This is a genomic window from Acinetobacter sp. ANC 3813, assembly GCF_002135435.1.
GTDB lineage: Bacteria > Pseudomonadota > Gammaproteobacteria > Pseudomonadales > Moraxellaceae > Acinetobacter.
On record NZ_NEGK01000003.1, the window covers coordinates 50,039 to 66,829 of the forward strand.

Here is a 16,791-nt window from a genome sequence, read left to right on the forward strand (position 1 = left end):
AATGCCTAATCTATGATTGTTTTCATTTTTTTTAATGGTTCAGGCTTAATATTGCCTTCGATCATGCCATTGTGCATGGCCAGCGTTTTATAATACTGCCATGCATCCTCAACATGCTTGATCTCAGGCTCATCCAATTGCCCAAGATTACGCGCCAACTCATAATGAAAATTGCGCTTTAAGGACTCATCCAGCTGAGCAGATGATGGCTGATGCTGACTATTGCCTTCACTAAGCAAGACATAATGCGGTTTTTTACGGCTACAGTTTTCAATTCCGAGCAGCGTAATCGGCACATAATCTTCAAACTTGAATTGGCTTAATACATTGACAGCTGCGCTATGGTCAAGTTTTTCACCCACCAGATCAACCGTCATTTTCCTGCCTAAGAATTTAAAGCATGGGATCTGCTGATAAAAACCTGTTACTTCCAGTTCATCATCAATAACATAACGGATCAGCCCAGAACCAGTCGTAATGACAGGACTGACTATATCGCCTTGCTTGAGCTGCCAGCTTGGAATCGGGATTTCAGAATCTTTAAGCAAAAACTCATAAAAATGCGACTGATAACTTAAAGGATACTGACCATCAAAAGGTAAAGTCACCACGCCTTCAGTTGCCCATAAGCCTTTGCCTTCAAAAGACACACCTGCAACCCGCTGCTGCAGCTGGGCTGCCCATTGCGCAGCGCTTGCGGTATCCCAGCTGGAAATTAAAGTGAGTTTAGGCCACAGATTTTTCCAGGCCTCTGAACTTTGAAAATCTAGATATTTTAACTTGTAGCTCTGCTCACAGGATTTTGGCGCATTTAAAAATTTTAAGCCTTTGCGGCTCCATTTCCCGGTACGCAAAGTCTCTGAAATTTCTGCATTATGAGCCTCAATGATGTCAAACAGCTGCAACGCAAATGTTGGGCTCCACACTGAGATCATGCCTAAATGCTTATCTGCTGCCAAATAAGTCACGGTAGCAAACATAGCATCTTCCGCTGACTCTGCCAGTGCAATTTCTACAGGAACCGACTGCGTAATCTTGCTGAGCAAACGCTTAGTCACATTCAGCAAAGCGCTATCATCATTTAAATTGTCATTTTCCAATAGCTTACGCTGGCTTTCGGGCAGCCATGAAACAGACCAATAATGTGTAGAATTTCTAAGCTTAGGATATTGACTGTATAAACTGCTGAGCCAAAGACCGATGGCTTGATCTAATTCATTTAAAAACGTTTGGGTGTACGGAATAAACTTCAGCGCCTCACTGGAACCGCTGGTTGGCTGAAAACGCACAACCTTTTCTGCGCTTAAATAATTTTTGCCGCTTCTCCGAGATTGCTCAATATTAAATTTCCAGTCTGCATATCTCGTCAGCGGGTATTTTTTGGCAAATTGCTCATAGGTCAAGCGCTGACCTGTATGTTGCTGTAATAAATGTTTGAGCTTTTTGCGCTGCACCAATTCCAGCTGCACCGCCTGCTGCCGATAGCGCTGAAATGCGCTTCGGCATGCAAACTCTAAAACCCGATGAGAAGCAAGAAGCAACATACCCATCGTTATGCCACCTTAGAGCTAGAGTCTGCAATATGCAGAGCTGGTTTGGCTTTCTTTTTGCCGTCTCCTTTACCCTTACTGTCTAATTTACTCAGAAAACGCTCGACGTATCGGTACATATCAAACCATGTAATTTCACCAATACATGGCAGTTCTGTACCATCTTCCCAAGTCGGGTTTTTATTTTCAAAAAATTCAATCTTCTGATTTTTCAGACGCATTTCTTTGGTAATTGGCGCTACATCCCCCTTAAGAGGCTGATAGTCGCTGCCAAAATTAATCAGTTCTGTTTTAGGATCATAATATTCACTGAAATACTGCTCGCAATAAGACGTGACATATTCCTCTAAGCGGTCATTTTTATTGCCATAATGCGGGTAATAGCTGTAATAATTATTGGCCAGCAGCAAATACGTTTTGAAGCCTTTTGAAATCAGAATCCAATATGCTGGGCTAAATGGATGGCGTATTTTATAGGTAATAATGTAGCGGTACATGGCGCGCTGTAATGCACGGCTGCCCCAGTACTCTTGTTCAATAATTGTATCGCCGCTGAAAAAGGCATGCTGCGCTTTACCGTCGACTAAAAAATCACGCTCCAAAATAGTTGAAAAACCAACAATGTGTTTGTTTTTCGGCTCACGGATTAGAAATACACCTGTTTTTTTCAGGAAATCACTTTCAAAAATTTCATAAGAAGTATTTGCATAGTATTTCTGGTAAATGCCATACATACGCTTTAAATCTTGGACTGAAATTTCTGCAGATAATTTATATTCACTATATGGCTCATTCTTTAAACGGCGCAAAAGCTTAAATTCCATCATAATACTTATCCCTGTTACCCAGAATGTGGGCAATATTTTTTTTGTTTTTAACAGCTGGGCTAAACCCTGTTCTCTTTGGAACGGTGCTCATATTAGTTCTATCATTTAAATAAATGCAATCTGGTTTACGTATTTAAACGAAAAATACGACAAACGTAAAAAAGAAAAACCCAGCCAAAGCTAGGTTTTTTTGTGAATTTGATAATAAATTATGTGCAGAAAGATTAGCTTAACTTCATTTTCTCAAAAGCAAGGTGTCCGCTGTCACCTGTAATGACAATGGTATCTCCTGCTTGGAACTCGCCAGACAAGATCTTCTGCGCTAAGGTATTTTCAACTTGCTGCTGTATTGCGCGCTTCAATGGACGTGCACCGTACACAGGGTCAAAACCGGCATCAATCAGCTGATCAAAAGCACTGTCATCTACAGTCAAACTCATATCCTTTTCACTCAAACGTGCACGCAAGCGTGACAATTGAATATCGGCAATACCGCGGATCTGCGCTTTTTGCAGTGAATGGAAAACCACCAGCTCATCAATACGGTTAATAAACTCTGGACGGAAGTGCTGAGATACAGCATTCATGACCACAGCCCGTACTTCCGCATCTGTTGCGCCTTCACCCAGTTCACGCACATCGCTTGAACCCAAGTTAGACGTCATCACAATGACCGTGTTTTTAAAGTCAATCACACGCCCTTGCGAGTCTGTTAATCGTCCATCATCCAGCACTTGCAGCAAGATATTAAACACATCTGGATGCGCTTTTTCTACTTCATCAAACAGCACAACGCTATAGGGTTTACGGCGTACAGCTTCTGTTAAAACACCGCCTTCTTCATAGCCAACGTAGCCCGGAGGCGCGCCAACCAAACGGCTGACCGAATGTTTTTCCATAAACTCCGACATATCAACACGAATAATCGCATCATCACTGTCAAATAAAAAATTACCTAAAGCTTTGGTCAATTCAGTTTTACCCACACCTGTTGGCCCTAAGAACAGGAACGATCCGCTCGGACGGTTTGGATCTGAAAGTCCTGCACGTGAACGTCTTACTGCATTCGATACGGCAACTACAGCCTCATCCTGACCCACAACGCGGTTATGCAGAAATTCTTCCATATGCAAGAGTTTTTCGCGCTCACCTTGCATCATTTTCGAAACAGGAATGCCTGTAGCCGCACTGACGACTTCAGCAATTTCATTGTCAGTCACCTTATTCCGCAGCAGTTTGGGCGCTTCGTTATCCTCTGCCGCTTCAATGCGTTCCAGCTCTTTTTGCAAGTCTGGAATGACGCCGTACTGCAGGCGGCCTGCTTCAGCCAAATCGCCTTCACGCTGCGCTTTTTCTAAAGCAATGCGGGCTTGATCCAGTTTCAGCTGTAAGCCTTTATTGCCTTCTACAAGCGCTTTGTCTGCACGCCAAACTTCTTCCAAATCGCTGTATTCGTTTTGGACTTCAGAAATCTGCCGCTCAAGATTTGCAACTTCAGCTTTACTGCCCGCGTCCTCGTCTTTCTTCACGACTTCCAGCTGCATTTTCAGCTGAATTAAACGGCGTTCCAGCTTGTCTAATGCTTCAGGCTTAGAATCCAGCTCCATTTTAATGCGTGATGCAGCTTCATCAATCAGGTCAATGGCTTTGTCGGGCAATTGACGGTCTGTGATATAGCGGTGTGACATTTTCGCCGCAGCAATAATTGCAGAGTCGAGAATCTGTACACCATGATGCGTTGCATAGCGGTCTTTTAAGCCGCGCAAAATTGCAATGGTATCTTCTACACTCGGTTCATCAACCAGAACTTTTTGGAAGCGGCGTTCAAGCGCTGCATCTTTTTCAATGAATTGACGGTATTCATCTAAGGTCGTTGCGCCCACACAGCGCAATTCACCGCGCGCTAAGGCAGGTTTCAGCATATTTCCGGCATCCATGGCGCCTTCACCTTTGCCCGCGCCAACCAAGGTGTGCAATTCATCAATGAATAGAATGACTGCGCCTTCCTGTTTTGCCAAATCTTTAAGCACAGCTTTTAGGCGTTCTTCAAATTCACCGCGGTATTTCGCGCCAGCCAACAGTGAGCCAATATCTAAAGATAAAACACGCTTACCTTTCAGGCTTTCTGGAACTTCACCATTCACAATGCGCTGCGCCAAGCCTTCTACAATGGCGGTCTTACCTACACCGGGTTCACCGATCAGCACAGGATTATTTTTTGTACGGCGCGATAAAACTTGAATCGTCCGGCGGATTTCGTCATCACGGCCAATCACTGGGTCGAGCTTGCCTGCCAGCGCACGTTCAGTCAGATCTAGCGTGTATTTATTCAATGAGTCGCGCTGGTCTTCATGGTTATTGCTCATGACTTTTTCATCTCCCCGAATCTTTGTAATGACATTGCGCAGGCTCTCAGATTTTACACCCACGCTATTTAATAGAGTTTTCGTCGCGCCAGTTTCCGCCAGACCTAATATCACCCAGTCTGTAGACAGAAATTCATCACCTGATTTTTGGGCAAAGCTATCCGCCAAATTCAAAGCCTTAACAGCATCTGGACTGAGATTAATGTCACCCGTTGGATTGGCCAATGTCGGCGCATCAGACAGCGCTTGATTCAGTTTGCTTTTCAATTCAGGGAGATTTGCGCCAGACTGCTGCAATAAGCTCAGATTTGAAGCCTCTTCCATCAGCGTTGCCAATATATGAATACCTTCGATAGCCGTATGGTCTTTGCCCATAGCCAAGGATTGTGCATCTGATAAAGCTTGCTGCAGGCGGTTTGTAAATTTTTCAAAGCGCATTCTTGTTATTCCTCACAACAAATTTGGTACTTGATGGATATATGGGAACACTCAGCAGATTTTCAACTATATTTTTATTATATTTTTCAAAAACTTAAATAAAAATAAGTGATAGATTTCAATATTAATATTGGTCTGCTTAAAAATAATTTCAAGTCTTTTATGTAAATAAATCCATAATATTTTTAAGGTATATGCTTCACGGCTAAAATACCCGCTTTTTTGATGATCATTTGACTGATTTAGCAATAAAAAAGACCCAAACTTTGGATCTTTTTTACGTTCTTAAATAAATTAAGGCGCTGGATTAGGCTGCTGACGGTGAATCTCTTCAATGCCTTGTAAAATTTCTTCTGAAAGATTGACCTCGAATGCATCAATATTTTCTTTCAGCTGTTCTAAATTGGTTGCGCCAATAATGGTACTGGTCACAAAAAACTGCTGTTTAATAAAAGCTAAAGCCAGCTGCGTTAATGTTAGACCGTGCTGCTCAGCAAGCTGGGCATACTGTTCAGTCGCCCATTCACTTTGCGGATTGCTGTAGCGGCTAAAACGGCTGTATAAGGTGACTCGGGCATTTTCAGGACGAGCGCCATGACGGAATTTACCTGTTAAAAAGCCAAATGCCAAAGGTGAATACGCCAGTAAGCCGACCCCTTCATATTTAGCAATTTCAGACATGCCAATTTCATAAGTACGGTTCAGCAGACTATATGGGTTTTGTACGCTCACGAATTTTTCTAAACCCAGCTGTTCTGCCAAATGCAAAAACTTAAGTGTGCCCCATGGCGTTTCATTCGATAAGCCTATATGACGAATACGGCCTTTTTTCACCTCATTGCTGAGCGCAGTTAAGGTTTCAGCCAAATCTGTCACTTCACGCTCGCTATGTGCTTCTGCATTGCCATAGCCAAGTTTGCCAAAGAAATTGACTGGGCGCTGCGGCCAATGCAGCTGATACAGATCAATATAATCCGTCTGCAGATGCTTTAAATTGCCATCCAGCGCTGACGCTATATCTGCAGCGCTGAAACGGGTCTGACCATCTCGAATTTGGCTGCCGCCCTGCGAAGGTCCTGCAATTTTAGAGGCAATGATTACTTTGTCGCGGCCGCCGCGCGCTGCCAGCCAATTGCCGATAATAGCTTCAGTCGAACCTTGGGTTTCCGGTTTAGGCGGTACAGGATACATTTCCGCCGTATCCCAAAAATTCAATCCGCGCTCCAGGGCATAATCCAACTGTGCAAAACCTTGCTCTTGTGTATTTTGCTCACCAAAAGTCATGGTGCCTAAACAGATTTCTGGAACCTGAATCCCTGATGTACCCAATGTCTTGAATTGCATATGCCTTCCTGTTGATTCGCATTCATGGTTTTACAAATATAGCTAGACTAACGAAAACGAAGCCCAGAGTTAAATCTTTATTTCATCAAACTTTGTGCCTAAATGTGAGAAAGGCGGACATAAAAAAAGCAAACCCTAGGATTTGCTTTTTTTATCTGGCTAAGAATATTTATTCTTCGTCATCAATCTCTTCAGACGAAAAATCATTGTTCGCCTCTAAAGACGCATCAAAAATTAAAATCGCTTTACCGTCAGTCTCAATCATACCTTGTTCTTCTAATGTTTTCAGAACACGGCCAACCATTTCACGTGAACACCCTACAATACGTCCAATTTCTTGGCGGGTGATACGGATTTGACGGCCATTCGGCAGAATCATCGCTTCTGGCTGCGAAGAAAGATCGATTAGACAGCGCGCAATACGGCCTGAAACATCTATAAACGCCAAGTCAGTAACTTTACGTGTAGTGTTTTTCAAGCGGCGAACCAGCTGAGCAAATACTGCATAGCTCAAATCTGGGTATTGTTTGCTTAACTCATGAAAATTTTCATAGGTTACTTCGGCAATTTCACAGACATCACGAGTGCGGACTTCCGCAGTACGCTGTGCATTTGTTTCGAATAAACCCATTTCCCCAAAAAAGTCACCCGCGTTTAAATACGCAACGACGATTTCACGTTCATCATCTTCACTCAAGATGATTGATACAGACCCCTTCAAAATTAAATACAAAGATTTAGATTCTGATCCTGCATCCACGATAGTCGTGCGTTTAGGGTAACGATTAATATATGCACGTTTTAATAATGCTTTTACTGACTCTGGGAGTTGTCCTGGAGACAGTGCATCAGTGCTAAGTTGTGAAAAGCTTGAAGTCATGCTAACAGTTCCGGTTATGGATAATTTATAGATCGCACAAGACCTAAGATGAACTTGTCACACGCAAGAGATGAAATTCCTTATCAACTCCATTTATGTTAGTGTACAGGTACTGCGTAAATTTATAGCTTTTTTTAAGGACTTGCAATGCAATCGAGTGTTCATTGGCTAGAGAATGTCGCTTTTGAAGCAAAAACTCAAAGCGGCCACACTATAATCATGGATGGATCGCCAGAATACGGCGGCGAAAACCGGGGCGCTCGCCCAATGGAGCTTATTTTAACTGGGCTTGGCGGCTGTGCATCATTCGATATTGTGACCATTTTGAAGAAGGCTCGCCAAGATATTACTGATGTGCGCTGCGACCTGAAAGCGGAACGTGCGGACACTATTCCAGCAGTATTTACCAAAATTCATCTGCACTTTGTGATTAGCGGCAATGGCGTAAAAGAAAAGCAAGTCGCAAAAGCAGTGGAACTCTCCGCAGAGAAATATTGCTCTGCCAGCAAAATGCTGATGGACGGCGGTGTTGAAATTACCCATGACTTTGAAATTTTAGAAGCTGCTGCTGTTTAAAATTTAAAGTGTAAAAAAACCGCAGATTTTGCGGTTTTTTTAGCTTTGATATTTGTTCATCTGTCTCTTTATTTGAACTTTTGAGCCAAATTCCCCATCTCTATCCATATTCAATCTTCAAAGTTCATCCGAAACCTAGCCGCACATGCTACATTCCAATCTATAGCGTTCAGAAGATTAGGCCTTATGGAAAACTTAGTCTGTTATAAGCAGCTGCCGATATGGACAGCTGAAACCATCCCTGCTGGATTTTTAAAAGCGCATAACACCAAAGCAGGAACATGGGCCAAGCTGCAAATTTTTCAGGGCGATATTAACTTTGCCATGCTGGATGAATCAGGTCAGGTTCTTTCAGAACATCTATTTACAGTAGACCAGCAGCCCCCGTTTATAACACCGCAAGCATGGCATAAAATTATGTCAGCCAGTACAGATGCTAAATTCCAGCTCAGTTTCTACTGCAGCCCTGATGATTATTTTGTAAAAAAATATCAGCTCACGCCTACGCATTCTGAAATTTTAGCGGCGATGCCAGAATTAAAGTCAGGCAAAGCACTGGATGTTGGCTGCGGTACAGGCCGCAATAGCTTGTATTTGGCGCAGCACGGCTTTGAGGTGGATGCATGGGATGTAAATGCCATGAGTATTCAAAAGCTGAATGACATCATTCATACAGAACAGATCAGCAACATTCATACGCAAACACGTGATTTGAACCTCGATGCGCATATTGACGGTTTCTATGATTTTATCTGCTGCACGGTGGTCATGATGTTTTTAGAGCGCCAGACCATTCCGCATTTGATTAAAAATATGCAGCAAGCGACCCAAAAAGATGGATTCAATTTGATTGTCTGCGCCATGGATACTGCAGATTATCCTGTACAGCCTGATTTTCCATTCAGCTTTAAGCACAATGAGCTGAATGAATACTATTTGGGCTGGAAAATTTTAAAATACAATGAAAATGTCGGGGAACTGCATCGTACAGATGCTCAAGGCAAACGCATCAAACAGCGATTTGCGACACTGCTGGCGCAAAAAATTTAAACGGCAGCTAAATCAGTCATGAAATTTGTGTCCGCATTATCTGACATGAATCATAGATACTGCCGAACTTCTAAAATAAATAAAAAGAACCTGCAGCAGGAGCATGCTGCAGGCTATCAAACTTTAGACCGTGCAATGATCAGCTCATGGCACTTATAGCTTTATTCAGGGCTATTTAAACTTCCATGTATAGTCAATGTTTACACGCTGCTCTTTGGCGGTTTTAAAGGTCGCCATTGGGCCGAAGTCATTTTTGTAATCTTCATGGCGCAGACGGATAAACAAACCCTTTAACGGCGTGCTCTGCAGCTGATAGCTTAACTCAATTCCAAATTTGCGCTCTTCCAGTTCCTGCCCTGGTTTTAAATTTTCAAGATGAATATCTGAGCCTTTGGTATAGCGCGTCATCAGTCTTAAGCCCGGCAGCTGATCTTTAAAATCGTAGTCATAACGGATGGACCACGCTTTTTCATTCGGGTTTAAAAAGTCGCTGGCCCAAGAGTCAATAAAGGTATTGGCTTCGCCGCCGCTTAAGTAAGGAAAGCCCGTATCGCCTGAGTTATGAATGTAACCGCCGCTGATTTTGTGGTTATCTATACCTAAACCTAAAATCATATTGCCATGATGGTTATCGATATTGCCTGCCAGCGCTTCACCTTCATCGACTGTGCGAAAATAGCGGAAGTCATTGAATACACTGTAGCGGTCATCAAAACGATACGTGTTTTTCGCCCACAGCGTATATTGATCATAGACCTCGTGCAGATTGCCATAGAACAGGCCGACAACCCGCTCAGGGTTAAAGTAATAATAGCCGCCTGCATAATGCAGTCCTGATGTTTCCACTGAAGGATATTTCTTATTCGCGCCTGAAAGCTTAATTTTTTCCCAGTTGCTCGAATCGCGGTGCGTCACGCGGTCGACATAGCCTGCTTCTAGTTTAAAGCTGTCCAAATCTTTCGACTCTAAGGCCATACCGCGATAAATTTGAGGCAATAGGCGTGCTGGAGAGCCGACTAAAACAGGTGTGTTGGGAAATAATGTGCCCGCTTTAATTTCAGTTTGTGACACTTTAGCTTTTGCGGTCAGTCCAATTTTGCCAAAAGAATCTGCTGGATCGCCCTGTTTATCTACAGGCATTAACGAAGTTCCTTGATAACCCTCTTTACCCCAAAGGTTAAAGCCTGCGCCTGCATACAGATCGATACCAAATCCGACTGGCCCCTCGGTATAACCTGACTTAGCATTTAAAATAAATCCTTGCGACCATTGACGGGCAGCAGATTGCTTGACTTCTGGATCGGTAAAATTACGGTCTAAATAAAAGTTACGGGCAGTTACCGTGACTGAGCTGTCATCGACAAAGTCAGCCCATGCAGCTGGAGATAATGTAGCAATGCTGCATAGCGCAGCCAATACTGTTTTTTTCATGTTCAAAATCCTTAGACAAAAGTTCCCTGTTCCATTGGCAAATGCCGATAGAAATTTAAGTTAATACCTGAGATGGTGTACTGCGTTTAGACAGCTGCTAATTGATGATCTTTAGGTCATACGTGCTTTCAAATGATTCTCCCTGTTTCCCCTATGCATCATCCTGATGCGATTCATTCGTATATGCCTGAGCATTTAAAAAGTCTGTAAAGCGATGTAGTTAATCTTTGCCCGCCTCGAAAGCAGGCAAAAATCATGGTTTAGCTTGGGCTATTTACCCTTTAAACAGGTGTAAATGCGGCTGTTGCCTTTGCCACAGCTTTAGCTTGCTGATAAGCCACAGCTTCAATATTGGAAATCCTGCGGCCTTGGCGAACAAAGCACACATGAACTTCGACCTGTTCCAGCTGACAAGGTCTTAAAAACGATACATTCATAGTGACCGTAGCTGCAGGAGCACCTTCTTGGGCTAGCATGGCAAATAAGCCCATAGCATCATCCAACATGGAGCACAGCATGCCGCCTTGCAGCTGGCCCATTGGATTGGAAAATTCAGGACGCGGCTGATAGCTGATCACCGCCTGCCATTCGTCCTGCTGAATGCTTTCAATCTTTCCGCCAAGAAAGGTATGAATCGCTGGGGGTTGTAAACCGTGAATACACGCTTTTAAATCAAAGGCCATTGGGTCTTATTCTCCAAAACTTATTCACCAAAATAGGCATTATCAAAACCTGTAATTACACTGCCCGTATTGCTCACCGTATAAGCCAATCCACGGATTTCTGGCAATACGGCTTTGTGATAGAAACGTGCGGTTTCAATTTTGCCTTTCAGGAAGTTAACGTTGCTATCGCCTGCGGCTAAAAGTTCAGATGCTTTGAGAGCGCTTTGCGCCAATTGCCATGCACCTGTCACTAAGCCCGTCAGCATTAAGTACGGTACAGAAACCGAAAGCGCCTGCTTCGTTGACTGCATAAACTGGCCTGCAATTGCGCGGCTATGCTGTTCCAGCAGTTCAATGGCATATTTCAGCTCAAAGGCAATATCCGCCAAATCTGCATTGGCTTCTGCTTGGGCTAAAGTCTGCTTCATTAAGCCAATCAGCACACTTAAGTTTTTACCCTGATCTTTCACCACTTTACGGCCTACTAAGTCTGCGGCTTGAATTGCAGTTGTGCCTTCATAAATCACGCTGATCACGGCATCGCGTAAATACTGCGCCACACCGGTTTCTTCAATAAAGCCCAAGCCGCCATGCACTTGAATGCCTATCGTAGTGGTTTTTAATGCTGTCTCTGTTGCCCAAGCTTTAAAGACTGGGATGAGTAAATCCACCAAGCCTTGATTGTGTTGACGTACCTCTGCATCTGCATGGCGGAAGCTAATGTCCTGTGCTTGCGCAATAAATAATGACAGCGCGCGCATAGCTTCCACATTGGATTTCATTTGCAACAGCTGGCGGCGTACATCTGCATGTTCAATAATTGCAACTGATTGCCCAGTTTCAGCGTCTACGCCCTGTACACGCTCACGCGCATAATCAAGCGCCGCTTGGTAAGAACGCTCAGTTAAAGCAACGCCTTCCATACCTACAGTTAAACGAGCCATGTTCATCATCACAAACATTGCCATAAGGCCTTTATTTTTCTCGCCAACTAAATAACCCAGTGCACCTTCGTTATCGCCATAGGCCATGACACAAGTTGGGCTGGCATGAATGCCGAGCTTATGTTCAATGGATACGCAGCGCAGATCATTGCGCTCACCCAATGAACCATCATCATTGACCATAAACTTTGGTACTAGGAATAGCGAAATACCGCGCACACCTTCAGGTGCATCGGGTAAACGCGCTAATACTAAGTGAATGATGTTGTCGGTAAAATCATGCTCACCAAAAGTGATAAAGATTTTTTGACCATGAATGCGGTAAGTGCCATCTCCCTGATCAATGGCTTTGGTTTTTAACGCACCTACATCTGAACCTGCACCCGGCTCGGTCAGATTCATGGTGCCGCCCCATTCGCCGGAGACCAATTTTGGTAAATACTTTTGCTTTAACTCATCTGATCCCGCATGGCTGATGGCTTCAATTGCGCCAATGGTCAGACCAGAACACATCACGAAGGATTTGTTCGCAGACATCATGATTTCATTGACCGCAGTCGATAAAATATAAGGTAATCCTTGACCGCCAAACTCAGGCTCTAAGGAAATATTATTCCAGCCTGCATGCGTGTACTGCGCATACGCTTCTTTAAAACCTTTCGGTGTCGTCACCACGCCATCGGTAATTTTTAAACCTTCACGGTCACCGCTGGCATTGATCGGATCCAGTACATTGGTAGCAAATTTACCTGCTTCATCCAAAATAGATTCATACAGATCTACACCTAAGTCTTCTAAACCCGGAAGCTGAGCCAATTGCTCTTGATCTAAAAGATGGTTGAAGATAAAGCTTAGATCATTGAGAGGGGCTTTGTAGCTATTCATGCGCTCATTTCCTTGTCTTGCAGTAAACGCCAGTTAATTTTTCCGCTTGCTGTTTTTGGCAGTTCATTTGCGAACTCCACCACTTTCGGCACTTTGTAGGCCGACATATTGTCTCGGCACCACTGTCTTAATTCGTTTTCAGTCATAGACTGATTGTCTTTGAGCACCACAATGGCTTTGACACTTTCGCCGCGGTCATTTTTATTGCAGGGAATAATGCAATTTTCTAAGATCTTTTCATTCTGGTACAGAATGCTTTCTACTTCGGATGGCCAAACTTTGTAGCCAGACACATTGATCATGCGTTTTAAGCGGTCTGCCATAAAGAAGTAGCCTTCTTCATCAAAATAGCCAACATCGCCTGTTTTAAAGAAGCGCTTGCCGTCATGTTCAATAAATGAAGCTTCGGTCGCTTCTGGGTTTTTCCAGTAACCGCTAAACAAACATGGGCTGGTTGAAATAATTTCGCCGTTTTGGCGCACCTCTAGCTCTGTACCTGTTTCTGGGTCAATCACGCGAGTGTCTACATCAAACAGCGGTACACCCAAACATTGGCGCTTACCGCGGCCATAAGGATTAAGATGCACACCCGCCGCCATTTCGGTCATGCCCCAGCCTTCTATAAACTCAATACCCGTTAAAGTTTCAAAATCTTGCGCAATTGCATGCGGCATACCTGTGCCGCCACCATAGACATGAGTGAACGATTTAAAATTGAATTTATTCACATTTGGCATAGCCAGCAGATCCACCACCATGGTTGGAATACAGCACCAATGCGTTAAGCCATGCATATCGACCACTTGCGCTGCACAAAGCCGGTCCCAGCGAGTCATAAGATAAGTCGTTGCACCCAGCCAAATGGGCAAGCACATGGCATTGATCATGCCAGTGACATGGAAAAATGGCGTAACCGACAATACTTTTGCGGTGTTATTCCAAGGACTCCAATTGATTTGTGTCAAAATCTGCGCAACCAATGCACGGTGACTCAGCATGCAGCCCTTGGGATGTGCTGTGGTGCCTGATGTATACAACACCACAGCTAAGTCTTCGCCTGAACGTACTGCTTGAGTGCAAATAGGCGCATGCTGCAATGCTGTTTGCAGATTCACCACTTGCGTAGTTTCTTCTACTACAGGCGCCTGCAAAACCGTTTCTGGAATCACAAATTCTGTTGGGGTAAATAAATCGTCTGCATAGCGCGCTGCGATGATGGTGTCTAAGCATGTCTGACCGAGTAGCGACTTAAACTCATGAACCAGTTCTGAACCTACAATCGCAATTTTGGATTCTGTGTCTGTGATATACCATTCCAGCTCCAATGCCTTATTCATTGGATTCACAGGTACAGCCACGGCGTCACAGCGCAAAATGGCATAGTAAGCAATAATGAAAGCGACACTGTTCTGCATGCTGATCACAACACGGTCGCCTGCCTGAACATTTTCCTGCTGCTGTAAATAGCCAGCGAAACGCTCTACACGTTCATTCAGCTGCTTATACGTCACTTGGCTGCCGTAATAATTCACTGCCACTTTATCTGGATAGCGCTGTGCATTGGTCGCCAAATGTTCATACAGACCCGTTTGTGGGTACGATAAATTTTTTGATAAATGACGCGGCCAATGATTGAAGTGTAATGTGCTCATTTTTCTATCCTCTGTGCCCAGTGATTATCTCAGCTGGTCTACCAAATCCTTCTAAGTCTGTTCTATGCCATGCAGCGTTTAAGCTGCAGCCTGCGCCAGCAATGCAGAAACCTGCCAAAAATCTGCATCGGTATACGGGTCTTGGGCAAATTGCGCCATGCTGTGAATTATGTTTTCCAGCCCTTGTTCTGCTGCATAGAACATTGGACCGCCGCGCCAGCGCGGGAAGCCATAACCTGCCAAATACACCACATCGATATCTGACTGGCGTAAAGCAATGCCTTCTTCAAGTAAACGGAATCCTTCGTTGGCTAAGGCATAGATGCAGCGCGCGACAATTTCTTCATCACTGAATGCTTTTGCAGTAATACCTTGTTCAGCACGATAGGCATCAATTAAAGCAATTACTTCTGCGTCAACATCGCCGCGGCGATTGCCTTGACTGTAGTCATACCAGCCCTTTTGGGTCTTTTGTCCAAAGCGTTTCAGTTCAAATAACTGATCAGCAAAGCCTGAAAACTTCTTCTTTGAATTAAGTTTCAACTGGTGCTTACGAATCATGTAATCAATGTCATTACCCGCCATATCGCACATACGGAACGGCCCCATAGCCATGCCCCAATTTTCTAAAGCACTATCGATTTGATACGGAGATGCGCCTGCATCAATCAAAAGTCCAGCTATACGCAAATAGGCATTCAACATACGGTTGCCAATAAACCCATCACAAACACCTGCCACCACAGCGGTTTTTTTCAGTCGTTTACCTATCTCTAAAGCTGTTTTTAAAGTGGCTTGATCTGTGCTGTCTGTGCGTACAATTTCCAGCAGTGGCATAATTTGCGCAGGACTGAAGAAATGCAGGCCAACCACAGATTCAGGACGAGAGGTTTGCGCCGCCAGTTGATTCAAATCTAAGGTAGAGGTATTACTTGCCAAGACTGCATGTGTAGGTAAATGTGCATCCATTTGCTTGAGCACAGAAGTTTTCACATCCCAATCTTCAAACACCGCTTCTAAAGCAAGGTCAACATTGGCTAATGCTGAATATTCAAGGCTCGTTGAAAGATTCGCTTGAATCACCGCGGCTTTTTCTTCAGTCAAACGACCTTTAGCTACTTGTCCTACAAAGTGTTTAGTGATCAATGCTAATCCGCGGTCTAATCCTGCTTGCTGATTTTCAATTAAAGTGACAGGAAAGCCTGCTTGTAAAAAGCAAATGGCTATGCCGCTGCCCATAGTTCCTGCACCAATCACAGCAACACGCTCAATGGCTTTTGCCGCTGTAGCGGCATCTAAATTTGGAATATGTTTGGCTTCACGTTCTGCAAAAAAAGCATGTCGCAAGCTTTTAGAAATATCACTTGAAGTCAGCTGTTGAAATAGTTGTTGTTCTTGAGCAAAGCCTGCTTCAAAGTCCAAATCCACAGCTGCTTGAACCGCATTAATAATCGCATGCTGCACAATATGCTGCGGCTTGCTGCCTGCTGCTTCACGTTTTTGCTGCAGCAGGTCATTTAGTGCATCTGTTGCCTGAATCCGTTGATGTTTAATATGAACTGGCTGCGTGCTGAGTGCTGATGCAAATTCAATTGCCGCCTGTTTTACATCAGCATCAGTCAGAACATCCAGCAAAGCTGAATCTTGTAAAACACTGAGCTTCAGCGGCTTGCCCGTTAAAATAGCGTCCAAAGCAGTTTCTACACCAATATAACGCGGTAACAGTTGTGTGCCCGCTGCACCTGGTAACAAACCTAAATGAACTTCTGGTAATGCCAAATGTGCTTTTGCATGAACCACACGGTGATGGCAAGCCAAAGCCAGCTCTAATCCACCGCCGAGTGCAGCACCTGAAATTGCAGCTGTTACTGGTTTCGCGGCATCTGAAATTAAATGGACTAAATCATGCAATGATGGAAATTGAAGATGTGTACCTGCTGCAAACTCAGCAATGTCCGCGCCCGCACTGAATGATTTTGCAGTACCTGACAAGACAATTGATTGAACCGCAGCATCATTCAGCAGCTGCTCAATTGCAGCATACAGTTCTGCACGTAATGCATGTGACAGCACATTCAATTTATCTGTTTGAAAATTCACAATGCCGACTTGGCCTTGTGTTTCAATCAAAATGCGGTTGACCTGATTCATGCTTTTCTTCCATTTCCATTGATTCATATTTT

The 16,791-nt window shown here is 44.0% G+C and carries 12 protein-coding genes; 2 read left to right on the plus strand and 10 right to left on the minus strand.

What is annotated here, in order from left to right; all coding sequences use genetic code 11:
* Window positions 1–5: 5 nt before the first annotated feature.
* The 5 genes from B9T34_RS05185 to crp form a co-directional block, all read right to left on the minus strand.
* Window positions 6–1,550, minus strand: a complete 1,545-nt coding sequence (locus B9T34_RS05185; RefSeq protein WP_086212108.1) for a GH3 family domain-containing protein — start codon at window positions 1,548–1,550, stop codon at window positions 6–8.
* 2 nt (window positions 1,551–1,552) lie between these two features.
* Window positions 1,553–2,377 (minus strand): hypothetical protein, encoded by an 825-nt coding sequence (locus tag B9T34_RS05190; RefSeq protein ID WP_086212109.1) that lies wholly within the window; start codon window positions 2,375–2,377, stop codon window positions 1,553–1,555.
* A gap of 224 nt (window positions 2,378–2,601) precedes the next feature.
* Complete coding sequence (gene clpB / locus B9T34_RS05195) at window positions 2,602–5,181, minus strand: ATP-dependent chaperone ClpB (protein ID WP_086212110.1); 2,580 nt, start codon at window positions 5,179–5,181, stop codon at window positions 2,602–2,604.
* Window positions 5,182–5,475: 294 nt separating this feature from the next.
* Window positions 5,476–6,525, minus strand: a complete 1,050-nt coding sequence (locus B9T34_RS05200) for an NADP(H)-dependent aldo-keto reductase (protein WP_086212111.1) — start codon at window positions 6,523–6,525, stop codon at window positions 5,476–5,478.
* A gap of 169 nt (window positions 6,526–6,694) precedes the next feature.
* Complete coding sequence (crp, locus tag B9T34_RS05205; RefSeq protein ID WP_086212112.1) at window positions 6,695–7,405, minus strand: cAMP-activated global transcriptional regulator CRP; 711 nt, start codon at window positions 7,403–7,405, stop codon at window positions 6,695–6,697.
* A gap of 147 nt (window positions 7,406–7,552) precedes the next feature.
* On the opposite strand from crp, the gene B9T34_RS05210 reads away from it, so the two are divergent.
* Window positions 7,553–7,981 (plus strand): OsmC family protein, encoded by a 429-nt coding sequence (locus tag B9T34_RS05210; protein WP_086212113.1) that lies wholly within the window; start codon window positions 7,553–7,555, stop codon window positions 7,979–7,981.
* A gap of 186 nt (window positions 7,982–8,167) precedes the next feature.
* Window positions 8,168–9,031, plus strand: a complete 864-nt coding sequence (gene tehB, locus B9T34_RS05215; protein WP_086212114.1) for an SAM-dependent methyltransferase TehB — start codon at window positions 8,168–8,170, stop codon at window positions 9,029–9,031.
* Between the two features lie 171 nt (window positions 9,032–9,202).
* Here the strand turns inward: tehB and B9T34_RS05220 are convergent, their stop codons facing one another.
* From B9T34_RS05220 to B9T34_RS05240, 5 genes are all read right to left on the minus strand, one after another.
* A complete protein-coding gene (locus B9T34_RS05220; protein ID WP_086212115.1) occupies window positions 9,203–10,462 on the minus strand; it encodes an OprD family outer membrane porin in 1,260 nt (419 codons plus the stop codon).
* Window positions 10,463–10,743: 281 nt separating this feature from the next.
* Window positions 10,744–11,145 carry a PaaI family thioesterase gene (locus B9T34_RS05225; RefSeq protein WP_086212116.1) on the minus strand — a complete coding sequence of 134 codons (402 nt, stop codon included), beginning with the start codon at window positions 11,143–11,145 and terminating at the stop codon, window positions 10,744–10,746.
* 20 nt (window positions 11,146–11,165) lie between these two features.
* Entirely contained in the window at window positions 11,166–12,956 is a 1,791-nt protein-coding gene (locus B9T34_RS05230) for an acyl-CoA dehydrogenase (RefSeq protein WP_086212117.1), read from the minus strand.
* Entirely contained in the window at window positions 12,953–14,608 is a 1,656-nt protein-coding gene (locus B9T34_RS05235; protein ID WP_086212118.1) for a long-chain-fatty-acid--CoA ligase, read from the minus strand. The genes B9T34_RS05230 and B9T34_RS05235 overlap by 4 nt, the downstream gene beginning before the upstream one ends.
* A 78-nt stretch (window positions 14,609–14,686) precedes the next feature.
* Window positions 14,687–16,786, minus strand: coding sequence for a 3-hydroxyacyl-CoA dehydrogenase NAD-binding domain-containing protein (locus tag B9T34_RS05240; RefSeq protein WP_228147405.1), 2,100 nt, complete (start codon window positions 16,784–16,786; stop codon window positions 14,687–14,689).
* Between the last annotated feature and the right edge of the window lie 5 nt (window positions 16,787–16,791).